The sequence below is a fragment of the Endozoicomonas sp. SCSIO W0465 genome, assembly GCF_023716865.1.
GTDB lineage: Bacteria > Pseudomonadota > Gammaproteobacteria > Pseudomonadales > Endozoicomonadaceae > Endozoicomonas.
Map to the genome: position 1 here is coordinate 3,060,345 of NZ_CP092417.1, position 25,463 is coordinate 3,085,807.

The 25,463-nt window shown below is 48.5% G+C and carries 15 protein-coding genes; 7 read left to right on the forward strand and 8 right to left on the reverse strand.

Annotated elements, in window-relative coordinates; all coding sequences use genetic code 11:
• Positions 1-131 precede the first annotated feature (131 nt).
• The 3 genes from MJO57_RS13400 to MJO57_RS13410 all read left to right on the forward strand — a co-directional run bounded on the left by MJO57_RS13400 (position 132) and on the right by MJO57_RS13410 (position 2,509).
• The gene (locus MJO57_RS13400; protein WP_252025961.1) at positions 132-569 is read left to right on the forward strand and encodes a hypothetical protein; all 438 of its coding nucleotides are present in this window, start codon (positions 132-134) and stop codon (positions 567-569) included.
• Positions 570-624: 55 nt separating this feature from the next.
• Positions 625-1,962, forward strand: a complete 1,338-nt coding sequence (locus MJO57_RS13405) for a transposase (RefSeq protein ID WP_252017304.1) — start codon at positions 625-627, stop codon at positions 1,960-1,962.
• 277 nt (positions 1,963-2,239) lie between these two features.
• Positions 2,240-2,509, forward strand: a complete 270-nt coding sequence (locus MJO57_RS13410) for a hypothetical protein (RefSeq protein WP_252025963.1) — start codon at positions 2,240-2,242, stop codon at positions 2,507-2,509.
• A gap of 55 nt (positions 2,510-2,564) precedes the next feature.
• Here MJO57_RS13410 and thrC read toward each other — a convergent pair whose 3' ends face one another.
• From thrC to ansA, 3 genes are all read right to left on the reverse strand, one after another.
• Entirely contained in the window at positions 2,565-3,965 is a 1,401-nt protein-coding gene (gene thrC / locus MJO57_RS13415) for a threonine synthase (protein WP_252025965.1), read from the reverse strand.
• 103 nt (positions 3,966-4,068) lie between these two features.
• Positions 4,069-5,373: a homoserine dehydrogenase gene (locus tag MJO57_RS13420; protein ID WP_252025967.1), complete on the reverse strand. Its 1,305-nt coding sequence runs from the start codon at positions 5,371-5,373 to the stop codon at positions 4,069-4,071.
• 177 nt (positions 5,374-5,550) lie between these two features.
• Complete coding sequence (gene ansA / locus MJO57_RS13425; protein ID WP_252025969.1) at positions 5,551-6,564, reverse strand: asparaginase; 1,014 nt, start codon at positions 6,562-6,564, stop codon at positions 5,551-5,553.
• 192 nt (positions 6,565-6,756) lie between these two features.
• Between ansA and MJO57_RS13430 the strand changes: the two genes are divergently transcribed.
• Positions 6,757-7,992 (forward strand): cation:dicarboxylate symporter family transporter, encoded by a 1,236-nt coding sequence (locus MJO57_RS13430; protein WP_252025971.1) that lies wholly within the window; start codon positions 6,757-6,759, stop codon positions 7,990-7,992.
• 118 nt (positions 7,993-8,110) lie between these two features.
• Here the strand turns inward: MJO57_RS13430 and recD are convergent, their stop codons facing one another.
• The 4 genes from recD to MJO57_RS13450 form a co-directional block, all read right to left on the reverse strand.
• On the reverse strand, positions 8,111-10,114 hold the full coding sequence (gene recD / locus MJO57_RS13435) for an exodeoxyribonuclease V subunit alpha (protein ID WP_252025973.1): 2,004 nt from the start codon (positions 10,112-10,114) through the stop codon (positions 8,111-8,113).
• Positions 10,108-13,839 (reverse strand): exodeoxyribonuclease V subunit beta, encoded by a 3,732-nt coding sequence (gene recB, locus MJO57_RS13440; RefSeq protein ID WP_252025975.1) that lies wholly within the window; start codon positions 13,837-13,839, stop codon positions 10,108-10,110. Before recB ends, recD begins: the two co-directional genes overlap by 7 nt.
• A complete protein-coding gene (gene recC, locus MJO57_RS13445; protein ID WP_252025977.1) occupies positions 13,836-17,165 on the reverse strand; it encodes an exodeoxyribonuclease V subunit gamma in 3,330 nt (1,109 codons plus the stop codon). The genes recB and recC overlap by 4 nt, the downstream gene beginning before the upstream one ends.
• A 79-nt stretch (positions 17,166-17,244) precedes the next feature.
• Complete coding sequence (locus MJO57_RS13450) at positions 17,245-17,532, reverse strand: hypothetical protein (protein WP_252025979.1); 288 nt, start codon at positions 17,530-17,532, stop codon at positions 17,245-17,247.
• 205 nt (positions 17,533-17,737) lie between these two features.
• On the opposite strand from MJO57_RS13450, the gene MJO57_RS13455 reads away from it, so the two are divergent.
• Positions 17,738-23,473: a transporter substrate-binding domain-containing protein gene (locus tag MJO57_RS13455; protein WP_252025981.1), complete on the forward strand. Its 5,736-nt coding sequence runs from the start codon at positions 17,738-17,740 to the stop codon at positions 23,471-23,473.
• Positions 23,474-23,522: 49 nt separating this feature from the next.
• On the opposite strand, the gene MJO57_RS13460 is transcribed toward MJO57_RS13455, so the two are convergent.
• On the reverse strand, positions 23,523-24,380 hold the full coding sequence (locus MJO57_RS13460; protein ID WP_252025983.1) for a folate-binding protein YgfZ: 858 nt from the start codon (positions 24,378-24,380) through the stop codon (positions 23,523-23,525).
• A gap of 380 nt (positions 24,381-24,760) precedes the next feature.
• On the opposite strand from MJO57_RS13460, the gene MJO57_RS13465 reads away from it, so the two are divergent.
• Together MJO57_RS13465 and MJO57_RS13470 are read left to right on the forward strand one after the other, a co-directional pair.
• Positions 24,761-25,027 (forward strand): succinate dehydrogenase assembly factor 2, encoded by a 267-nt coding sequence (locus tag MJO57_RS13465; RefSeq protein ID WP_252025985.1) that lies wholly within the window; start codon positions 24,761-24,763, stop codon positions 25,025-25,027.
• A 37-nt stretch (positions 25,028-25,064) separates the two neighbouring features.
• Positions 25,065-25,454 carry a hypothetical protein gene (locus MJO57_RS13470; RefSeq protein ID WP_252025987.1) on the forward strand — a complete coding sequence of 130 codons (390 nt, stop codon included), beginning with the start codon at positions 25,065-25,067 and terminating at the stop codon, positions 25,452-25,454.
• The last annotated feature ends 9 nt before the right edge of the window (positions 25,455-25,463 follow it).

Consider the following 25,463-nt stretch of genomic DNA (forward strand, 5'->3'; position numbering starts at 1 on the left):
CTGGAATTGGAAAAGAGCCTAAAACAATTACTGGTGTGACGACTGCCTGTTTGTATCTCTATCATCTGTATCAATCAAACTGCCAGGATGATTTGAGGCAGAGTCAATTTCCGTACAGTGAAAGGTTAAGGATGATTGATAGCCGAATGCTAAAGAAGTATAACGGTGAATCTGGGGGGCGCTCTCAAGGTGGGTATTTGACCGATGGAAGTAGAATATTCCACGATAAGCGTGTCTTTTCCGTGCATGCTGCAATCAATGAGATGCTGGCTGGTAATTTGATTCACACTGCGTGTCCAGAGATGTTTCCGGAGGTCCTGGTCGTACAGACGATACAGAAAGATGGATTGGCTACGTTTAAACTACTGTCAGAAGTGAAGTCTTTTGCAGTGAAAGACGCCAAATATGAAGTAATCGCGCCGAACTTGGAGGAAATTATGTGTGATTCAATGGTTCCTGAAAAAATCGGTGAGAATCTGGGCGTAGCAATTGCTGCGCATGCAATTACTGGTAACAGTGATGCTAAATTGGCAAATATTATTTACTCAAGTTCATGTTCTCGACTTTAGAGTTTTAAGAGCACAATAGTTCCGGCGCATAATCTGCTAAAAGCAACCATCCCCAATGACGAAATTCGAGATGGTTGCCATGCTCACTTCAGATCATCAAGTAATCCTCAGGGAGCTCGCTTCATATACAACCTTTCTTGCTGGAGCGCTATCATCAACTGCAGTACCAACGTTCTGCGAACTGCTGTTCGGTTGCATGCTTTCAGCCGACGGCTTTGTTACACAGGCGTTGTTAACAATTGATTTTCATTGTGTGTGGAGCAGCTACCACCACTGGCTATCTCAGGGCAAGTGGCAATGGAAGAACTTGGCACGCCACTTGATCCGTCTGGTCTGCTCCAAAGCTCCTGAGAATCAACCTGTGGTCCTGGGGCTTGATGACTGGGTAATCGAACGGTTTTCCGACAAAGCCCCTGCTTGTCGTACACATCATCAACACAGCAAGAAACGCAATCGGCCGACGTACATCTGGGGGCAGTGTTGGGTTTCCCTGGCCATCATATTTGAGCGGGCTGCAGATGAAGTATTTACCGCCATACCGGTGATCTCATTTCCGACACCAGCTTCAGGTAACACCAGCAAACTGAAAATTGCCGTGGCCATGCTCAGGGTGGTACGCAATGAAGTGAAGGATCGAGTGCTACGCCTGCTAACCGATTGCTGGTATATGAACTGGACACTGATAAAGCCAGCTCTGGAAATGAACATAGAAGTTGTTGGTCAGATACCTTCAAATCGGGCCCTCTATGCTTTGCCGCCAGCACCCACCGTAAAGAAGCGAGGGCGCCCAAAAAAGTACGGCATCAAGATGACGACAGAACAGGTTAAGAAACTGCCGGAAGAAAAAGCAACAGTATGGATGTACGGCAAATTTCGCAAAATACGTTATCGTACCCTGATCTGTCGCGCCAGATTCCTTAAAGGTCGTGAAGTACGCGTCGTCTGGAGTCGCTTTGAAAATGACAAAGGTCTGACCGAAAGCAGAATATTCATCTCGACCAATCCGGAACTTGAGGGACTGGAGGTGCTTCGTGCCTATTCCCGGAGATGGCCGGTAGAGCCAATGTTTCACCAACTCAAACATGCTTTTGGCTGTTGCCATTTATGGCAGCAGAAATTGCGAACACTGCTTCGATGGATGCATTTGAAAATGGCAGGCTATGCATTATTGCAGTTATTAACCGTTTGTAAAAATCAGGCATGTCTGAATATTTCTCGGATACCCTGGAGAAGCCCGGATACAACCACTGCAGGCATGATGAAAATTGCTCTTTCAGGAATTATTCCGAGGTTCTCTATTCGCAAGGGCTGGAACAGATATAAGCAAAAATATGAGTTCAATTTTCGCGATCTGATCGACCAGTTAATACCGGATAATTCAGAAGCAGCATAACTAAAGGCTTTTAGGCAAAAAACGGAAGTAATAACGAACTTGGAAAAACAGTTCACTGATTTCGGCTTGCTTCACTATAAAAAGCTGACCGAATTATCGTTTTATACAGACTCTAAAGTCGAGTTCATGTTATCCGGTAGATTTTGAAGGTGCAGGGAATCTGGGCCTGGCAACCTTCTCCCGGGACGAGGGAGCATCTCTCAAAATGGTTGAAAGTCTTGCGGAATATCAACCGGTCAAAGACCGATTGTCGAATCTGCTCAGTGAGGATGCCCAGGTGGATAGCTTTGATCCGCACCACCCTCTGATAGGTAGTGATGAAGTCTTGGCAAAATTCAGAGATTTGCTGGTCGCATCAGTCAAACAGGATTTGGAAAGCGGTCGAGTGAGTAAGTTTTACCATAACTTGGCAAATTTGACCGATCAGCACTTGGAAGCCGTTGTTGACAGTGTGCCTTTTTTACTGAGATCTCAGGCATCAAAGGAGAGTGCCAGGTCTTTTCTGGAGAAAATACGTGAAAAAGCGAAACAGGCATGTAAAGACTGATATATTACGTGCTGCCTGAAAGGCAGCACGTAATGGGTGGTAATACTTTTCTGTCTTAGCTTGATAAGCTGGTATTTTTAATGTGGGCCACAACAGAGAGCAGGTCGTTTTCAAGAATTTCGTAACGCTCTTCCCGTTCAAACAAATCAACTATATGAGCTGGCAGTGCTGGTGCATCCAGGCCGGCTTTGACGATCGCGTCAGGGAATTTCACCGGGTGGGCGGTTGCCAGCGTGACGGCTGGAGTCTGTGTTGCTAGCAGGACTTCTTCAGTTGCCCGGATGCCGGTTGCTGTGTGGGGATCAGCAAGATAACCGGTTTTATTGTAAAGAGTACGGATTGTGTCACAGACCTGCTGATCATCAGAACGGCTGCTATCAAACACCTCTCTAATGGCCTGCCACGGGCTATCACCAACGCGAATATTTCCTGTTTTCTGGAAACCAGACATCAAATCCGCCATGGCGTCGCCCCGGCGGTTATGCATATCAAACAGCAAGCGTTCAAAGTTACTGGAAACCATGATGTCCATACTGGGCGACAGTGTCTGGTGCAGCGCTTGCTTGCGGTAGTCATTGTTCTGGAAGAAACGGTGGAGAATGTCATTGTTGTTGGTGGCAACAATCAGTTTCTCTATCGGCAGACCCATTCCCCGGGCAATATAGCCTGCGAAGATATCGCCAAAGTTACCGGTAGGCACTGAAAAGCTGACAGGCTGATCCGGGGCGCCGAGCGCCAGAGCTGCATGAAAATAATAGACGATCTGAGCCATGATTCGGGCCCAGTTGATGGAGTTGACGGCCACTAGGCGGGTGTTTTCAGGCAGGAACGACTGATCGGCGAAACACCGTTTCACCATATCCTGACAGTCATCAAAGTTGCCCTGTATCGCGATGTTGTGAACATTGTTGTCCAGAACCGTCGTCATCTGGCGACGCTGAACTTCGGATACTCGCTGATAAGGGTGAAGAATAAATATGTCCAGACGATCGCTATGACGGCAGCCTTCTATGGCAGCGGAACCCGTATCACCAGAAGTTGCACCCAATACGATCGCTTTTTCATTGCGCTCAGTCAGCGAGTGATCCAGCAGTCGACCAAGGAGTTGCAGTGCAAAGTCCTTGAAGGCCAGTGTTGGGCCGTGAAATAGCTCCATAACCCACTGGGAGGCACTGAGTTGGTGAAGTGGTGCGATAGCCTGGTGGCTGAACCCGGCATAACTGTCATCAATCATCTGCCTGAGCTTGTCGTCTTCAATGGTTCCGCCGACAAAGGGTTGAATGATTTCAAAGGCGAGCTGATGGTAAGGGAGTCCCTTCAGCGAGCGTATTTTCTCAGCGCTGAACTGTGGCAGGGTTTCTGGCACGTAAAGCCCGCCATCATCCGCCAGTCCGGCCAGCAGGACATCCTGAAAATCTTTGCTGTGTCCCTGTCCTCGGGTACTGATGTATTTCACTGGGAATTCCGAATATCTGTTTATTACTGTGTCCGATAATCCTGACTGCACCACTTACCAGCAACGGGGTAAGCGGGCAGGTAATTAGTTTCAGGTCGTAGCTTCAGGTCATCGTTTCTACCCGAATCCGGGTGATGGGGGATTTGATATCCTCCAGTGCTTCGAGTTCAGCTATGGCCTTGTCCATGGTGTCTTCAAGAATACGTTGGGTAAGGATAACAATATCCGCACAGCCATCATCCTCGCGAGTGACTTTCTGGGTAATGGCATCAATATTAATGCCATGGCTGCTCAGCACCTGGGTAACGGCATTCATTACTCCCGGGTGATCATCAGCATGGATGCGGAGATAGAAACTGCATACGGTCTCGGTAATTGGCAGTACAGAAAGAGTGTCGCTCAGACGGTCCGCCGGGAAGCCCAGTGCATTAACGGCAGTTTCCGGAGTGTCAATGGTTCTGGCAATATCGATGATATCCGCAATGACAGACGATGCCGTAGGTTCAGCTCCAGCCCCGGGACCGCTGTACATGCTCTGACCTGCCGCGTCACCCTGAACCACAACAGAGTTCATCACACCATTGATGTTCGCCAGTGGGCGATCGGAAGGAATCAGTGTCGGGTGTACCCGCAGTTCAATGCCATTGGCTGCTTTGCGCGCAACACCCAGGTGTTTGATTCTAAAACCAAGAGCAGCAGCATACTGGATGTCGCTTGGGGTAATCTTGCTGATGCCTTCGGTATAGGCTTTGTTGAACTGCAGGGGAATACCAAAGGCGATTGACGCCATGATGGTCAGTTTGTGGCAGGCATCAATACCTTCGACATCAAACGTTGGATCTGCTTCAGCATAGCCCAGCGCCTGTGCTTCTTTCAGAACATCGTCAAAAGGACGATTATGGTCGCCCATTTCGGTCAGGATGTAGTTACCGGTGCCATTAATAATACCCGCCAGCCAGCTGATGCTATTCGCTGACAAGCCTTCTCTCAGGCACTTGATGATGGGAATGCCGCCGGCAACGGCCGCTTCATAAGCGACAATAACATTTTTCTCGCGGGCAGCCTCGAAGATTTCGTTACCATGTTCGGCAATCAGAGCCTTGTTAGCAGTGACTACATGTTTTCCCTGTTCGATTGCCGTCAGAATCAGCGCTTTGGCAACCTCATAGCCACCAATGGTTTCTACCAGAATATCAATGTCAGGATTGTGAGCGACTGCAAAAATATCCCGGGTAACGCGGATGCTTCCAGTGTCGCAGTCAGGGTTATCCCGGCGTGCGCCAACCTGCTCAATAATCACAGGACGACCTACCCGTGCAGTAATGCTGCTGGCGTTACGTTGAAGGACATTGACCGTGCCGCCACCCACAGTGCCAAGTCCACAGATACCTATTTTGACCGGTTTCAATCTGTTACCCCGTAATTTTTTCCCAATGCATTGTTATCATCATTTCCGGCATGACCGTCGGGAACGGATTATAGCCTTAAACAGGGTATTCATGCGATAGAGGGGAGAGGGAGCCATTGGAAAAGGAGTGAGGGGATGAGGGTTGTTTGGCAATCCTCATCAGTAGCGAATGTTTTATCAGATAGAGACTTCACCGGCCAGGCTGACACTGAGCATGGCTTTGACTTCTTCAGTGCTGAAACCCTGAGAGTAAAGGTGATGCAGTTTGCAGAACATGGCTTCCGTAGTGGTGTCCAGACCACCGACTATTCCGGCTTTGGCAAGTGCTGTACCTGCTGCATAGCTACCCTGGTGAACCGTACCCCGGTGGCATTGGCTCAGGTTGACAATCAATTTGCCTGAGGTTGTTGCTCTGGCCAAGGTGTCCAGCAGAGCATGATCAGCATCAGGACCATTTCCTGTACCGTACGTACGCAGGATAAAGGCATCCATGGGTTGATTCAGTGCAGACTCCATCCACCGGGCATTAATACCGGGAAACAGCTGCAGAATGCCAACATGAGTTTCAGCGCTGCACTCAAGCTGAAACTTTTCTGAACCGTTTGGCTGCCACAGGAGCGTTTCATTGAGCTCTACATGGATATCTGCCCGACCAAGCCATGGATAGTTGGGGCTGTCAAACGCATCAAGCAGGTAGGCATTCAACTTGCAGGAACGATTGCCTCTCAACAGACGGCCATTGAAATACAGGCAGACCTCGTTGATTCGGTCATCAGCAGCCATGGTAAGGGCGCCAACCAGGTTATCCAGACCATCAGTACGTGCTTCACAGAGAGGAATTTGCGAGCCGGTAAAGATCACGGGCTTATGCAGGTTTTGCAGCATAAATGAGATCATGCTGCATGAATAAGCCATCGTGTCGGTACCATGCAAGACGACGAAACCGTCAAACTCCTCATATCGACTGGCGATATCAGAAGCGATCTGTTTCCAGTTATCCGGACGGATATTACTGGAGTCAATCAGTTGAGGGTACTGATAGAGTTCGAATTCTGGCAGGCAGGCCATGACATCTGCAGAAAGCTTCTCTTCCAGTAGCTCCATCAGGTTATCACCGGGCGCGTAGCCGGAGTCTGAAGGGCGCATGCCAATGGTTCCACCGGTGTAAGCAACGTAGATTTTCTTGCTCATGACTCTTTCCAGTGCTCTTTATTTCAAAAAGCAGTCAGTCTCCTGATGTAAATGGCGATTGTCATTGGATAACGGACTGTGATCAAGTCTATTGTGAAGTTTCAGGGTAAGAGGGCTGTCATTTTTGGAAGATACAGAAAAAAAGTCTATGTTTCACCACAGTTAATCTGATAACGATGGAAGAGGAGATTCGTGAATATTATTGAGTATCTGGTCAAAGTTAAATTGCCGGCCATGCTGCTAATAGTGCTGTTTATCCCCGTTCTTACAGACTCCTGGGTGAGCTATGATGTTAAGTCTTTTTTCTTCTCCCTAAGTCTCACCATTAAGACACTGCTGGTTTTTGTCCTGCCGTTTATTGTTTTCAGTTTCGTGGTTACCTGCCTGGCCAGAATGGGGAAGAATGCTTTGTTATTCACTCTTCTGCTAATCGGGATGGTTTTTGCCTCCAACATTGCAGCCATTTTCACCGGGTATACCATAGGCAGTATCATGGTGCCGCTCATATCGATGCCTGTCATCCCTGACGCACTAGATGGCAGTGGTCTGGCAATCATGTGGGTGTTTGAACGCCCCCCTCTGCTCACCAATATGAATGCCTTAATTGTCGGGTTTATTGCAGGAATGCTGGTGAATCTGCTGGATAGTCAACCGCTAAGGGAGCTTTGCTTTAGGGCAAGTGATTTTTCAGGGTGGTTCCTGAAACATATTTTTATCCCCATACTGCCTTTTTTTATTCTTGGATTTGCGTTCAAACTTCATGCTGATGGTATTTTGCGTCAGGCTATCTCTGCTTTTGGCCCGATTATGTTGCTGGTTATTGTTTCGCAGTTGGCTTATCTCTTTATCTACTTTTTTGTGGCGGCAAAACTTTCATTACGGGATTTTTTAACCTACGTGGGTAACGTGTTTCCTGCATGGTTAACGGGTTTGAGCACCGTTTCCAGTGCTGCCAGCATGCCGGTTTTAATCGACAGTACCGAAAAAAATATTGGTAACCCCATCATGGCGAGAACCATCGTCCCTGCGACAATCAATATTCACACCATTGGCAGTGCGATTGGTTTGACTATCCTGGCATTGGTAACGCTGAATACCTTCAATCTGCCGATGCCTGATCTGCAAAGCTTTGCCATTTTTGGCTTTTACTATGCACTGGCCAAGTTTTCGGTGGCGGCTGTGCCGGGAGGTGTCATCCTTGTGGTGGGCCCTATATTGCAGAGTCTGATGGGTTTCTCCGACGAGATGTTGGGGTTGATTACTGCTGTTTATATGATTTTTGACCCCTTTGGTACCGCTATGAATGTCAGCGGTAACGGTGCTTTTGCAATTTTATTCTCAAGGCTATGTCAGTGCTTTGGCATTAACGGTGGTGATGACGACAATAATGAGGATAATAACCATGAACCTGAAAGTAGCGTGGCTTGACTGGGTGGCTTGTTTGAGTGGCTTGTCTGGTCTGTAGCCATAGAGATAACAAAGTCCGCAAAGAAAAATTGTGTCATTCCTGGTGAACTTTGTGATCTCTGCGGTTATCTCTGGTTTTTTATTGAACCAGCCGCTGATAAAGACCTGATTGTCTTTTGGTTGGTGACTTTGCCGCTTTGATCAAAATGTCCATTTCAGCGAAAAGCGTAAGTTTGGATTTGGCTCGGGTAATGCCCGTATAGACAAGCTCACGGGTGATAATGGGACTGTCTTTATCCGGTAACACCATGACAACATTGGCAAACTCAGATCCCTGACTTTTGTGAATGGTCATGGCAAAAACGGTTTCATGCTCAGGAAGTCGGCTGGGCAGAAACTGCCTGACCTGTTGATAGGGCAACTGAAAAGCGATCCTGAGTTGACCATCAGATCCTCTGATGGTAATTCCAATGTCGCCATTGTAAAGACCAAGCCCGTGATCATTGCGGGTGATCAGGACGGGCCGCCCTTCATACCATTGTCCAGACACTTCAATGAGGCCTTTTTGCTGCAGGGCGTTCTCTATTGCTTCGTTCAGACCCGAAAGACCATATGGACCTTCCCGCAGTGCACATAACACCTGAAAACGGCTAAAGGCATCGAGAATATGCTGAGGTTCTCTTTTCTGTTGAATGAGTTCCAGGTAGTGACGATAGGACTCAACAGATTGTTGTATCAATTGCTGATAATCAGGGTTTGTGGCGATGGAAAAGCGCGCTATATCATCAAAGCCTGAGGTAAATACTGACTTCAAAGCGTGATGATCATTGTTGTTTACCGCTTTGGCCAGATTGCCTATACCCGAATGAGCATCAAAGCGGTAGCTTTTGCGCAACAGGCAAAGGCTGTCGGAAACGGCGTGGTTTGTTTTAGCCTGTGTCGGCTCCCTTTTAGCAAGATCATGTCCGGTTAACCTTTCCAGCAGATTGCGTTGTTCATTTGAGTAACCAAAGCTGGCGGCTGCACAGATATCACCAAGGACACTGCCAGCTTCCACTGACGATAGTTGATCACGGTCACCTAACAGAATTAACCGGGCATGATCTGGCAGTGCTTCCAGTAAGTGGCTCATCAGTGGCAGGTCGATCATGGAAGCTTCATCCACAACCAGAATATCAAGGTGTAACCGATTGTTTTTATTGTGGATAAAGCCGGTTTTTCCGGGGATTACGCCCAGTAAACGGTGCAGTGTTCCGGCCTGGGTAGGGATCATCTCCCTTACTGTTTCACTGCAGTTTATCTTTGCCAGTGCTCCACCAATGGACTCGGTTAAGCGAGCTGCAGCCTTGCCGGTGGGAGCAACCAGCTTAATATCCGGAGGTGAATGGCGCTTCAGGCCCAGCTCGGTGAGAAGCGCCAGAAGTCGGGTAACGGTGGTGGTTTTTCCGGTTCCCGGGCCGCCACTGATAACTGAAAATGAGCGGGTGGCCGCCAATGCCGCGGCAATTTTTTGCCAGTTCAGGCACGCAGACTCCGGAATGAGTGAATTCAGAGTATCTGGATCAGCTCCCTGGTTAACCGAATCCAGAATGGCGTCCCAATCAAGCCCGTCAATGGACTCAATATCCAGCCACTTAATGAGTTCGGCTTTCTGAGCGGCTTCGGACTTCCCTTTACACCGTTGAGCTATGTCGGGGTAATCCCGCTTAAAAAGTCTTTGCAACATTGAGCGGGCTTCATCTGCATCCAGCGCTTCTGTGCTTCTACTCTTGAGAAATCGGGCAATATTGCATTCGTATTCCCAGTATCGATAGAGATAGAGGCACTCACTATCGAGCACCAGGGGGGTTGGCTCATTGCCTTCTCCCACAACCTGAGTGTTTTTCAGGTTCGTCATCCACTGCTCTTTAGGAATGGCAATGGTATCCATCAGTTGAGCACTTTCTGTCTCATCCAGACCAAAAATGCTGAAGTCCGATGCCAGGGTCATGCATACATTGCCCTGTCCCAATTCAAAGCTGACATTAGCGGCAGCCAGAGTCAGCAATGGATCGGGGTTCATGGCGTGAATCAGTTTGGCGAATTGATAATCCAGGGCTCGAATAATGCCCTGTTGTTCCAGTAACTGCAGCTGAGTTAGCATTTCATCAGCTCCTCTTTTTCATTAGCTATCTCATTATCTTTGCCACTTTTTGTTTCGCTAATAACGTCCTCACCCCTGAATAGCTGATCCAGGCCATTGATGAGTTCAAAAGAGGGCCTATGGCTAAATACGCCGTGTTGCTCAGGATCATCCATCTGTACCCCACGCAGAAACAGGTAAATGACACCACCGACGTGCTGGTCATAATCATAATCCGGTACACGTTGCCTGAGCAGACGGTGCAGCGCCAGAGAGTACAGCTGGTATTGGAGGTCGTATCGATGCTCTATCATGACTTTTTCCATGGTCTCCCTGGAATAATCAATGATGTTATTGCCCAGCCAGTTTGACTTGTAATCGAGCACATACCAGCGCCCCTGATATTCAAAGGTCAGGTCAATAAAACCTTTTAGCATGCCTTTCATTCGATGGAATTGCAGTTCTCCGGCCCTGGCACTGAGAGGGTCGTGTTGAGCAATCAGTTGATTAAGGCTCTGCGGGTTAAGCTGTTCGATAGGCAGGTAAAATTCCATTTCAACCCGTCGAGCGGAATCTGGCAGATTGATAAGACGAAGGTTGTCTCCATCCAGTGGCGCATTGAGGCAAGTTAGCAGCATACCTTTGGTGGCTGGCAGCCACTCTTCGCCATAACCGGCCCGGGCGTGGCTATCAACCAGAAAATTGTTTAGATAGGCGTCACCTTCTGCAGAACGTAATGCGTTCATATCCAGTTCTTCAAACAGGCTGTGCATGAACGTTCCCGGTTGAGCCCCTTTGGGAAAATTGAACAGGCTTAAAGGGTCTGCTTCAGCCTGCTGGTTATCCCGGGCATTATGTTGTTCATTGATGGCATCCGTATCAAAGCCTGGCGCTTCATTACCGGCATCTGCCGATGATCCGGAACGATGTGATGAAAACCGTGAAAGCGCTGAGTAGCTGGTGGTCCACCAGTTTCTCTCAATGTTTCCTGTGAAATTACGGGCGCTTAACGATGGTTCTTGTGAGTCCACTGGAATATACGGTGGCAAGGTGTCTGCTGGTGGTGCAGAAATCACGATCTGTTGATGATCACAGCGCCCGGCCATTTGCTCCAGCAAAACGCTGAGATCCTGACTGACAATGTCCGAGCCTTGATTAAGCAAATAACCAATCGCAGTCTGATGCAGGTCCGTTTTACCCTCTTTACTGGCTCTTCCTGATTTGTAGGGGGCCATGCCCAGGTAGCAGCAGTAGACCGAGCGGGTCAGGGCAACGTAGAGCAGGCGCAGGTCTTCCGCAAGTCGCTCCTTTTCGGAAAGGGCTGAAGCTTCTGCGGAGGGTGTTAATGCCAGCCAGGTTTCACTGGTTTTCGGATCATGGTAAAGGGGGGAATCCGCTTTACGCAGGTGGCATGGAAAAGGGATAAAGACCACTTTATATTCCAGGCCTTTGGACTTATGGATGGTGATGATCTTGACCAGATTCCGCTCGCTCTCCAGATGCAACTGCTGATCATTGGCGTTGTGATTCGGTCTGATGATCTGCTCGGAAAACCAGCGGGTCAGGGCGGGTGCTCCCTGCTGTTCAAGGCTGGCAGCCGCCAGTAGCTCGCCCAGGTGCAGCAGGTCGGTCAGACGGCGCTCGCCATCCTGGAATGAGAGCAGTTGCTCGGCAATTTTCCGGTGGAAGATCAGTTGCCGCAACATCGGCAGGATACCTTTGCTCCGCCAGAGTTCGCCATAGTGCGTGAACTCTTCTACTGCGCTTTCCCAGGCTTGCTCATCAACATTCAGTGCGTCCAGAGCCAGAGCGTCAAGATGGAAAAGCGAGGTTGCCAGCGCCGCTTTCAATACTCGCTCGCTGGTGGGGTGCAGGCATGCCTGAAGTATTTTCTCCAGGTCAGACGCTTCCCGTGAAGTAAATACCGAGTCCTGGTTGCTCAGGTAAATACTGGCGATATTCTGTGCGGCCAGGGCTTTACGAATCTTCTGACCATGTCGACCACTGCGGACCAGTACGGCAATATCTCCGGGTTGTAACGGTGTTTGCCGTTCTTTATTGTGAATTTGGCAGTTCCCACGGTCGGCAGCTGAAAGCAGGCGATTGATCTCGGTCGCAGTTGCCTGGCTCATGGTATCCAGATAACTTTCGGCATTGATGGTTGGTCCATCATTTGGCTTCTGCAGCCACAGGGTCATTGCGGGTAGGGCTGCTCCCTCATGATAAAGGCGTTTCTGTGAGGCACCTGGTGATGGATGAACGGGCTCAAAAGGTATGCTGTCGTTGTAGATAAAGGGCGTGGCCGAATGCTGGAATACCGTATTAACCGCAGACACCATGGCATCGCTGGAGCGCCAGTTGGTATCCAGCGTGTAATGGCTGTGTACCTGTTGCCTGGCCTGCATATAGGTGAAAATATCGGCGCCACGGAAGGCGTAGATGGCCTGCTTGGGATCGCCGATCATAAACAGGCCAACGCCGGGGTCACCGCCTTCCATGTAGATCTTGTTGAAAATGCGATACTGCAGAGGGTCGGTATCCTGAAATTCATCAATCATCGCAATGCGATACTGACCGCGAATCGCCTGGGCCAGCAGTTCACCGGCATTATCTTCAGCAAACAGGGCGTTGGCCAGATTGGTCAGCAGATCATCAAAGGAAAGCTGATAACGGCTGGTTTTCAATTGTGTCAGCTGGGATTTGATATGATGCAATGCATCCCGGGTGATCAGGCCCTGAAGCGCCTCCTTCAGGGATAGCGGTAAATTCAGGAACTCATCAATTTTCCGGAAAATGGGGTGTTTCGGTAATTTTCCGGTCTTTAACAGACTTTTTTGCAATATTTCCGTGCCGTAGATCTCCCAGCTGTCTTTATCCAGATTGGGAATCAGATCATCAGAGGCAAGAAACCGGGTCATATCGCCCAGTCGCTTCAGAGGTTTGCGGTCTTTGCGCAGGCCACAGCTCCTTAACAGGTCTGTGATCCTGTCCTGATCGTTTTGCCAGAGTAATTTTAATTCTCTGGCCGGGGCCAGATAGATCGTTCTGAAGTCATCCATGGATTCCGGAACCTGGTCTCCGGCCAGTTTCAGGTCTGACAGAGGCAGCCAGCTGCGCAAATGACCCAGAAGGTCGTTGGGCGTTTTCCAGAGGTTGCGCAGCAGCTTCACCAGTGGTTTTTCCAGGGGATAGAAATTCCGGCGCCAGTAGTCCGCTGCACTCAGCTGCAACATGGGCTCTGTATCCGTAATCAGCTCACTGGAGAACAGAGTGCCACTTTCAAAAGCGTGCTGTTTCAGCATGCGCTGGCAGAAGCCGTGGATGGTGAAAATTGCCGCTTCATCCATCTGCTGCTCTGCGGCCAGCAGTAGCGCCTGGCACTGTGCTGGCTGTTTCATGTCCCGAATCAGTCGCTGAATAAATGGATCACTGGATTGGCCTTCAATAAAGGCATCCCGGGTCTGGTGAATTCTGGCCCGGATACGGTCCCTTAACTCGCCGGTGGCTGCTTCGGTAAAGGTAACGACCAGTATCTGGTCAACGGTTAACGGGGTTTCATGTTGTGTCTTATTGCTGCCATGCCCCAGCAGTATTCGAAGATAGAGATTCGCGATGGTATAGGTTTTGCCTGTGCCGGCACTGGCCTCTATCAGGCGAACGCCATGCAGGGGCAAGGCGTGTGGGTCCAAGGTTTCCGGAATCAGACGCGTCTGGTCAGTCTGGTCAGTGGCTATTGTCCGGCTCATGGCTGTACCCCCTGCAAACAGTCAAACGCAGGGGCCAGAATTGCTCTGGTAAGGCCGGTCATTTCAGTGAATATGGATGCCAGCTCAGGGTAGACCCGCAGTATATAGTCATCACTGCACTCTCCCCGCAAATGGAAGTCATCGCCGGCAAAGGCTTTTTTTGCGGCTTGTTCTGCTTTGTCCGGGTTGTCGTCCGGAGCGGCTTTTAGCCAACTGTAGCCAGTCTCCGGAAACCAGGGAAGCGGCAGGTTCTGACCCATATGGAAGTAATGAATCAGTGTGGTCAGGTGCTGTTCTGCTTCCTGTTTCGGGATGACCGGTAATAGGCGCTCTTGCTCCGGGTCATGAATACGGGTCACAGTTGGATTACCGGTCATGCATTGACACAGGTGCTCAATCCAGCTCCTGATCAGATCTTTGCCTTTAAAACCGGCAGGGCGGTAGCGTAGCATGCCGGGTGCCGTAAAGCCTTTGAGCCAGCCGGTCAGATGAACCGGGTTGTGGCAAAATTCCGGGGAGGTGATATGCAGGTTGACTTCCCGGTCTTCCGCAATACTCTCCAGTTGAACGCTTAATCTGTCAGCCATTGGGGTAAGGTCTTTTATCTGCTCATCCAGCAGGATCTGCCCAAAAGCGGAGTGCGGCAGATCACCGGTGGATTGAAGCCTCCTGATCAGGCGTTCCGGTGCTTCTTTGTTAATCAGGCTGTCAAGTATTCCGACTTTCAGTTGGTAGTTCTTCAGTGGCTCCATGGCGAACGTTTCAGTCTCCTCCAGGGCCTGGTCCTGAACTGAGAAATAGACTTTCAGGCGGCGGTTAAAAAAATAGCGGCATGGGTTGTTGTAAAATCTCAGTAGTTCGGCAAGCTCTACTTCACTGAAGTTAACTTCCTCTTCATTTGGCAAGCGAGCTTGAATAAATTGAGCCGGCCTTTCTTCGTTGCGACGGGCTGCAGGTAACCACTCATGGATGTAGCTGTAAAAATTGTCCCCTGCCCGGGCTGATTCAGGCTGATTCAGGAAATTTCTGTGGCTGAACGGCTGCAGAGGGTGTTCGATAACCAACTGGTTTGATTTAAGGCCAAAACCCTGCTCGCAGTAGTTGAGCAGCTCGGTAACCAGCACGGATGGTATTCTTTCACTGTTATCCTGTATCCGTCGTCCCACATAGCTGATGTACAGCGCATCCTGGGCAGAGAGCAGCGCTTCCAGGAAAAGATAACGGTCGTCTACCCGACGGGAGCGGTCACCGCGCCTGCCATGCCGGGCGATCAGGTCAAATCCGGCCGGGGCAATACTGCGGGGATAAGCACCGTCATTCATACCCAGCAGGCAGACAACTTTGAAGGGGATGGAGCGCATGGGCATCAATGTGCAAAAATTAACCTGGCCTGCCAGGAATCGCTGACTGCTGCGCTCCTGAGTCAGCCGCTCTGTCAGATAACTGATAAATACACTTCGTGATAGTGGTTGGTTATACCCCGCTTCCTGCAGCTGTTCATAAAGATGGGATAGTGTTTCATTGACCAGTCTGAGTGCTGATTCGTCATCTTCCGACCGGGTAAGGAAAAAGCGATCAAGCAGTTGATGAGTGAACCGGATCCATTGCTCAATGGATCGCGTGTTGTCCAATTCATTGAGCAATTGCTCAGCGTTGTCAATAAACCTGGCCAGATAGCCCGCCAGTATGGCATTCATTCCCTGAACCGCATCCAACGGCAAAATGTCGCCATAGACTCCTGTATTTTCAGGCATGGCATAGCCCAGCAGCATCCTTTTGATCCCGAATAACCACGAGTTGGCCTGCAACTCCGGCAGGTCAAACCGGGTTTGGTGGGCCGGGGTTAAACCCCAGCGTATACCAGACTCATGGGTCCATTGTCTCAGAATGTCCAGCTCACCTGTGGCCAGATTGAAACGTTGTTGGATGGCGGGTACTTCCAACAGCTCCATAAGCTCCGGGGCAGAGCAGCGACTTTTATCCAGCTCCAGAAGTTTGAGGAATGCCGAAAGAACAGGGTGCTCACTTTTTGCGCTGACATCTGAAATAGCATAGGGAATACGGCGGTGATCATCGATGCCGCCAAATACGGCTTGAATCCAGGGGGCATAGCTGTCGATATCCGGCAGCATAATGACAATATCTTTGGGCGTCAGCTCCGGGTTCCTTGCAAACAGATCAAGAAGGTGGTCATAAAGTACTTCCACCTCTCTGAGTGGACTATGGCAGCTATGAAACTGCAAAGAGTCATCGGTTTTTCGCCGGGTCTGTTGTTCCTGCGCTGTTCGATCATGCAGTTCAAAAATGTCCTTTTGCAGATTTCCCAGCAGGGTGTCCTTGTGGTCACTGACAAATACGTCAATATCAAAAGCATTCAGTCCATGCAGTTGGTGAAAGTAGTCACGACCAAGTTTACCCATTGAGCCCAGGATTGGATTGCCAATCGAGTCCAGGTTGTCCAGGGATAGACCGTCCTTGCTGAACCAGCTTTTCTCGCTTCTTTGGTGCTTGTTGCTCTGTTTTTTTCGGTCCAGCAGTTTGCGGGCTGCCAGCTTGCGCAGATATTTTGGGTCCCGTTCATCTCCCCAATAGTGCTGACAGGGGTTAGCGACCATTAAGTGGATATCGCACTGGCTGGACATGGCCTCAATGGATTCGACAAAGTGTGGTGGAAGAGCCGAAATACCAAAAACAAACAATCTTTCCGGCAGCTGCGAACTTCTGTTCGTATTGGCCATTGCCTGAAGGAAGCGATGGTGCATATTGGCCCTATGCCACGGAGATTGACCCAGTTCAGCGGTTCTTGTGACCAGGGCTCGCCACAATTTTGGCTGCCAGGGTTGGTCAGAGGTAATTAAGGAGGTGTCATTCTCCTGTTCCCAGTCGAGAATCCAGTCAGGGCGATAGACAAGGTACTGGTCAAAAATATCTGCTATTTTACCTGACAGTTGAAATTTTCGAATGTCGTCGTCATCGCTGGCAAGATATTGGGATAATGATAAGAAGTCCGGGTCGTGTTTCAGAGAGTCGAGGAGATCCATCAGCTTCCAGGTCATGGACTCTTTATTAAAGGCAGATCGGCGGGGAACGTCTGGCAGGATACGGGTATACATTTGCCAGAGGAAACTGGCAGGCAAAGGAAAATTGATACCCGCTGCTATACCCAGTCCTTTCGCCAGTTCCAGCCTGAGCCATTGGGCCATGCCCGGGCTCTGCACCAGAATTTGTTCATCTTCCAGGGGGGGTGCCGGAGGGGATTGGCAAAAAAGCTCGACCAGAAGGTCTTTGAGAACATCCAGATGATTTGAATGGTATATGGTCAGCACAGGGAAACGACGTCATTATCCGATAGATAGGGTTACTGTCGGCGTTATCCACCATGCTGTCAACTGAATTGGATGAATGTCAGGCCTGACCCCGACGGGCAATATTGTTTAACAGCCCGGTTTTATTTTTTGAGTTGGACTGCTGACTTTTCCTGGATTTGCCGCTGTAAGCTTTATTAATCTCCTGTTCGGCTTTTTGTAATAGCGCGAGGTCAGGGTTGGTCTTTTGCAGGAAACGTTGTCCGCAGCCATCATTGAGGTGTAATTTTTTCTTCAGCATTTTCATTGAGTCCATCAATGATTTAGCTTGGGCAATGACTTTTTTGCTGGCGTTAAGCTGTCTATTGGATAATTGTTCGGCTTCCATATCGTTTACCTGATAGTTATTCACTAGGTTATTTTAGCAAATAACTGAATTTATCTTCTCTTTGATAGGTGATTGCCCTGATTCAGGGTAAGATAAGTCGGCTTTCCGGTTCCCTGACTTATCCCGAATGACTATGCACTTAGCACCGAGCCGTTATTTTCGAACGATTTTATGGACTTTGATATTCCTCCTGCCCTTTTTTCTGATGCCATCTATCAGCGCCAGTGTTTATGCAGAAGGCTTGAACCAACCCGTCAACGTCGCTTATTTCTCAGATGATCCTCCCTGGATGTTTACCGATAGCGAAGGTCAGGCCGATGGTCTGGTTCACGATCTATGGGAACTATGGGCAGAAAAAAACAATATTGATATACAGTTTATAGCATCTTCCCCGGGACAAATTGAAGCTCAATTGAGACGTTCAGAAGTGGATGTCCTGGCTTACGTTCCTCCCAATATTCAAAATGAGCTGAGTGAAAAGGGGGTAGGGAGTGCACTGGTTTATCAGTTTGTTCCTGTACTTTTTGTGGGAAAAAGTCATCAGGTTGATAGCTTCAAGGAGGCACTGGCAAACCTTCGGATAGGCTATGTCACAGGGTATAATTGCCAGCCACATCTGAAAAAATTTAATGCTGATGCCATTGTTGTTCCATACGATTCTTATTCATCGATGGTCAATGCAGCAACTAACCGTGAAGTTGATGCAATATTGGGTAGTCGTGCAAGTCTGAACTATTTTGTCTCCAGACTGGGCGCTGCCGATGAGTATCAGATTGTTCAGACTCCTCTGCAACCGGTTGAGATCAGAGCAGCTCTCGCTCCTGATCGACCTGATCTTGTCCGTATGGTTGAAAAGGGTATGACTCAGGTATCTGATCAGGATAAGGCCAGCCTGATTGAAGACTGGTTCAGGTTTACACCGTGTAACCCTGAAAGCCTGGTGGTTGCCCTTGATGCCGCCTTGGCCCCATTGTCTTTTATTAATGCACTGGGTAAGCCCTCAGGCCTCTTTGTTGATATCTGGAACTTATGGTCAGAAAAAACAGGAACGCCGGTTAAGTTCCGAGTGGGCCCAATTGGTGAAAGTATCGAAGCGTTGAAAGAGGGTAAGGTTGATGTTATTGCCGCAGTCTCTCCGACGATCGAACGAAGCCAGTGGATGGCGCTGTCAAACCCCTATTATGGATTGAATACTCGAATCTATTTTCGCTCCGCCAGTAAACTGGATGATTCCCTGGCTGAGCTGAATGGTAAAAAACTGGGTGTTATCAGCGCTTCAAGTCAGGAGGAGTTTGTTCGCCGCTGGTTACCAGATGCCTACCCAATTGGACATGACAGTGTGTCTGAGATGATTGAGAGCCTTTTCTCGGGAGAGATAGACGCATTTCTTGGCGCGCCTGTGATTGTTCAGTCAGCACTCAATCGTCATGGTCTGGTTGGCGAGGTGAGCACCAGCGAGTACTTTGATCTGAATCAGGTGGTGGGTGCTGGCCTTTTGCTGAACAGGTCTGCGAACTTATTGCCTGAGTTGAATAATGGCTTTCAGGCAATTACTCCGGATGAGTATCGTACCATTGAAAATCGATGGATTATCAGTAATAAAGATCGCTATTTTCGTCTCAGTGGTTCAATGGTTGAATTGAATGATTCCGAGCGCCGCTGGTTAGGTGAAAACCCGGTAATCAGTGTGCTGGTTGATAATAATAAACCTCCATTTTCTTATATTGACAGAAGAGGACAATGGCAGGGGATAGCCATAGATTATCTTAAATTGTTGGAGGATAGGCTGGGTATAACCTTTCAGCTTCATCAGGATCCCGTATGGACAAAGGCGTTGAGTCGGGCATATCGGCACGATGTCGATACAGTAGCGATGTTACAGAAAACGGTAGAGCGTAGCCGGTATCTGAATTTTACCAAACCATTGGTAAGTGTACCCGCAGTCATCCTTGCCCGTGTCTCTGACAAGAGTATCCGCTCTCCAGCCCATTTAAATGGGAAAAGGGTTGGTTTCGCCCCAGGCTATGTCACTTATGAAACCTTCCAGCAGAAATGTCCGGGAGTCAATTTTGTCAATATTCCGGATATCGCCACGGGTTTGAATCAGGTTGCCAGTGGCGTTCTTGATGCCATGGTCGTTAATCTGGCTTCTGCAAGCCATGAAATTGAGCGAATGAAAATAACTAATTTGCAGGTCGTTGCTGAAGCTGGATTCAACTACGACTTTAGAATGGCATCGAGAAACAACGCTCCTGAACTGGCCTCTATTCTGGAAAAAGCGGTTGATACCATTACACCAGAAGACCGGGAATTAGTTGAAAGCAGTTGGCTGTCAATTCATGGAGGCATGTGGCGGCCCAATAAAGAGTTGTTCATTGGTCTGGTATTGATTCTGGTGACATTGATTCTCATCGTATACTGGAATCGTCGCTTGACCATAGAGATTGCCGATCGTGAAAAGGCAGAAGAAGGGCTTCGGGTTCGTTCAGAGCTTGATCGCCTTTTGAGTGATATTTCCAGGCATTTCATGGATCAGCCGGTTCATCAAGCCATCGACTATTTTCTGAGTCAACTTGGGAACTATCTCAATGCTGAAGCTGTTTGTATCTTCTCCTGGGCGCCTAAAGCTCGAATTGAACATTATTGGACATGCTGTCCTGACCCTGATCCGGTGGCTTTTGAGCCATTGTTTGACCATGACTTCACTGATGTATATGGAGCAGTGAAAAAGGATCAGGTCAATATACTGGTTCGTGATGAAATATTGCAAAAGGGTGATCTGGCAGGGACTGCCATTCTTGATGGTTTGGGGGTTTCTATTGCGGTTTATGCCCCTATGATGCTCTTTGGCCGTGTGGTTGGTGGCATTGGGTTGATTAATACTCCTGAAAAATATCAGGTCTATATCAATGAAATGGATTTGCTGCATCGAATGGGTGAGCTGGTCGCGGTCGCCCGTGACCGGCAAAATGCCGAAGATGCCTTAAGAGTCAGTGAGGAGCGTTATCAGCTGGCAATGGATGCGGCTTCCGATGGTCTTTGGGACTTGGATGTCATCAGGGATAATCTGTATTTCAGCCCCCGATATCAAACCATGCTTGGTTACCAGCCCGGAGAGCTGCTGGGAAATATCCGGGTCTGGCGACGGCTGCTTCATCCGGAGGACAAAATTCCAACGATTCATTTTTTTGAGCACCAGCTGGAGACGTCTGATAACTCGTTCCAGTTTGTTTACCGTATCCGCAAAAAAGATGGCAGCTATTGTACGGTTCGCAGTAAAGGGAAGGTGGTTTTCAGGGATGAGCAGGGTAAGCCGATGCGTGTGATTGGCATCATTGTGGATATTACCCAGCAGATTGAAAGAGAACGAGAGCTTTCAATGGCACGCTTCTCTCTGGATAACGCGGGGGATCATATCCACTGGTTTCGCAGGGACGGTTATCACAAATATGTCAATGAGTCTGCCTGTAAAGCGCTGGGGTTCACTCAGGAAGAGTTAATGACACTATCGATTATGGATATTAACCCCGCGGTTACCCGGAGTTCCTGGAAGAAACTCTGGGAGCAACTGGTACTCAGAAAAGGTATGACTTATGAAACGCTGAGAAAAACGTCTGATGGCAGCATTTTTCCGGTAGAAGTGACCGCGAATTATATGGAATATGAAGGAGAAGGTTATCTTTTTGCTTCTGGTCGAAATATTACCGATCGAAAACAGACAGAAGAAGCATTGCACAAGGCGAAAGAAGTTGCTGACCAGGCAAATCAGGCCAAAAGCAATTTTCTGGCCAATATGAGCCATGAGATCCGCACGCCGATGAATGCGATTATTGGCTTGAGCCATCTGGTTCAGGAAACGAAGCTTTCTTATCAGCAGAGGGATTACATCAATAAAATTCAGGTATCCGCCCATGATCTTCTGGGAATCATTAACGATATTCTTGATTTCTCAAGGATTGAGGCAGGCAAACTTAATATGGAAAATATTGAGTTTGATCTTGGTGGTGTCTTTGACAACGTCTATAACCTCAGCAGTATCAAGGCCAGGGAAAAAGGCCTCACACTGACTTATGATATTCAGTCTGATGTTCCCAGGCACCTGAGAGGTGATCCACTCCGGCTTGGTCAGATACTGGTCAATCTGACCCATAACGCACTCAAGTTCACCAGTGAAGGTGAAGTGAATGTATCCGTTCAGTTGATTTCCAGTCGGCAGGACGTTGTCAGACTGCAGTTTTCGGTAATGGATACGGGGATTGGTATCAGCAAACAGCAGCAGAGCAAGTTGTTTCAGTCATTTTCTCAGGTGGATGGTTCAACAACCCGTAAATTTGGCGGTACCGGGCTTGGGTTGGCTATCTGTAAAAACCTGGTTTACATGATGAATGGAGATATCTCTATTGATTCTGAGCCCGGCAAGGGAAGTACTTTTCGCTTTACCGCTGAGCTGGGTGTTGCCCATCAGACTCAGGCACTGGAACAGTCGCTTGCAGGGGTTCGTCTGCTTGTAGTGGATGATAACCCTGAAGCAAGAGCGCTGCTGATCAGCCATTTGACAACATCTGGATGTGAGACCTGGGAGAGTGGCCATGGTGACGAAGCGCTTGAGTTACTGAAAGTGAAGAATGCCAATGTTCATGGGGCCATTTCTCTGGTGCTGCTTGATTGGAAAATGCCTGATATCGACGGTATTGAACTGGCAAAAAGTATTCATAAACTCAATCTTGCTGTTCAGCCCAGGTTGATTATGGTGTCGGCCTATGGGCGTGAGGAGGTTATGGCAAGGGCCTCAGGTGAAGTCGATGCTTTTCTGATCAAACCGGTCAATCGCTCCGTTTTGATAGAGACCATTCGACGCCTGTTGAAGTGCCAGAGTAATCCGAAGACTGAAGTCATCGAAGAGACCCGATTTTGCGAGATTATTCCTAAAGGGCGCATATTGCTGGCTGAGGATAATGAGATCAACCGTCAGGTTGCCCGTGAATTGTTGCAGGGCATGGGGCTTGATGTCGTTATGGTTACCAACGGTGTTGAAGCAGTTGAGAGAGTGAAGAACGAAGATTTTGATCTGGTCTTTATGGATATTCAGATGCCTGAAATGGATGGGTATCAGGCTACACGGATGATCAGGCGAAAGCTTGGCAAAGAAAAGCTGGTTATCATTGCCATGACAGCTCATGCCATGACCGGTGATCGGGAGCGTTGCATACAAGCTGGAATGAATGATCACATTTCCAAACCATTAAGTCCTGATGCCCTCAAGCAGATGGTGCGGCACTGGTTGCAGGTAGGAGAAACTGATGTACTCCATCCTGTTGCTTTAGAGCAGGCATCAGAGAGTTTGTCTTGTTTGAAACTGCCTGGAATAGATGTAGATGAAGGTCTGAAGAGGCTTCAGGGGAATCGGACACTTTATGAAAAGCTGTTGACGGATTTCTACAATGGCCAGCGCAAAGATCTGATCCAATTGCAGGGATTTCTGGAAGCCGGAAAATGGCATGAGGCATGCCAATTAATACATGCATTGAAAGGTGTTGCCGGTAATTTAGGGGCAAACAGATTGCATGATCAGGCTGCTCAACTTGAGAATGGTTTACGAAAACAGTATGAAATGCCTGACAGTGGCTTAATGGACTCGTTCGTGTTGGCTTTTGAGCAGGTGATGGAAGGCCTTGAACATTTGCCTCCGGTCAAAGACGAGTTAGAACCAGCCGGGGAGGGATCTATTGAAGTTGGTGAGCTGAATGGATTACTTGAAGAGATGGAGCAAAAGCTTAGTGAAGGGGATGTGGATGTCGTATCTCTCCTTCCAAAGCTTATTCAAGGGCTGAAAGATCAGATTGACCAGAAAGCGCTTAAATTATTTCAGGATGCTGTCATCAGTTACGACTTTGACGAAGCCTATGGGGTATTGGGGGATATTAAAAAGAATATCAGCTAAGCGCCAGAGTCGGGAGTGGCTCTGGCTAGGCAAGACTGACCCGGTGCCACTATTTTTGCAGTTCGGCCTTTGGGTCTATTGCATAGGGTATTTCATGAACCTGCAGTTGATGGCTTTTTTCTGTGCCGAAAAATACATCATTGGCTTCAGCTGCTTCAATCCGGATAACGGCCAGTAACTCAGTGTTGCCGTTTTCGATATTGCGGACACACTGGATTACTTCACCAACCGGTTTGCTGTTACTGTTATAAAGACGGGCGTTAATGTCAGGTTCTTTGGTACTTTCCAGAGTTAACCAGTAACACCGGCTTTTTTGTTGGCCAAGGTTTTGCATTCGCGTCACAATTTCCTGACCGGTATAGCACCCCTTTCTGAAGCTGACCCCGCCAAGGGAGGGTTGGTTGAGATGCTGGGGGATATATTTATCAATAGTTTCCTGACAAAGCTCTGGAATTACCGACTCAATATTCAGTAATCCCCAGAAATCTTCAGTTGCCGGTATAAGTTCTTTGGTCAGTTCAGGCCATAACAGAGGGAGGTCATCCTGATGAAGCCAAAGTTCATAGCGAGTCCTGATGCCGGGGGCTTTTATGAGATAGCCACGGCTGGAAACTTTGATGATTTCATTTTGCTCTGGAAGTGTTGAGTCCGGAAAAATATTGGTCAGTATTGTGTCGATATTTGCTCCAGAAAGACCGAGAGCGATGTAATCTGGTTGATGTGTGAGGTTAACCTTAAAAAAAACAGCGTACTTTTTCAGCGTTTCTACAGTCGTTTCAGCCAGTCCTGAGTTCATAGACATCAGGTAGTCTTCACCATTGTCCATAATTTTGAAATTGGTATACATTCGTCCTTTAGGGGAACAGGCCACCCCGGCGCTGTAATGATGACCAGTAAGCTGAAGCATATGGGTTGAAATTTGTCCCTGTAAAAACTTCTGGCGATCGGTGCCATCGACTCTGATAAAGCTATGGCCAGAGAGTACTGAGACAGAATTGTCATCAAGTGCTCGTGGTGTTTTGGAAAAGCCCGTTAACTGTTCTTGTTCATAAACAGCGCCCTGCGATCTTAAGTAGGTCTTCCAGTCGTTGGCCATCTGATTACCTTGTTATCTGGTTGTCGCGATGTGATAGGACAGAACACTGATACCTTACAAAATAATTGATAGCGGTACAGTTATTGCGTCTGCCAGCCATGCACTCAATAAATGTTGGCATAATAGAGGAATATTGCTTCAAATTTAAAGGTATAATAACCGGCAAAATCCATAATTGGAGTTATTCTAAGATGCTGAATGAAAATGAATTGAAATGCCTGCAGTGGCGAAGTCGTCGTGGGATGCTAGAGCTGGATGTGCTTCTGGAGCCTTTTACCAGGGAGGCGCTATCCGATTTGAGCGAGGCTGATCAGCAAACGTATGTTCGCCTTCTGGAGTGTGAAGATCCCGACCTTTTTAATTGGTTTATGAGTGGCGCAAGGCCTGAAGACCAAGCGCTAAGCCGTATGGTTGACAGAGTATTGGAACGTGGACGTTACCAGGGCGAGTCTTTGTGAAGTTAATTTAAGAAGGTCCCGTTACCACCTTGTTTTAATGCTTCTAAGCCATGGTGCCGCTTTTGTCGCATTGTGGCTTTGCTCAGTCTGGCCCATTATCAGGTTTGTTCTGTCGACCGCTCTGGCTTTACATCTATATCGATACTACCTTCAATTTATTGCTCGCAAGCTTCCGACCAGTATTTCCTCGATCCGTTTGCTGGAAGATCAATGGCGAGTAAATCTTGCAGGCGTCTGGTATCGAGCCTGGCCTGAGGGCGAGATTGTTGTCTCCTCAATGTTGATCTGCTTTAAGCTGAGCGTTGAGGGTAAGCGTCGTCCTTCATACCTGATTCTGTTTCCAGACAGTGCTGATCCTGTTGAGTTGCATGGTTTCAGGCTAAGACTGATTCTTGAGCCTCACTCTCCTTTTGATGGAAAGGGCTAGGAGGCTGTC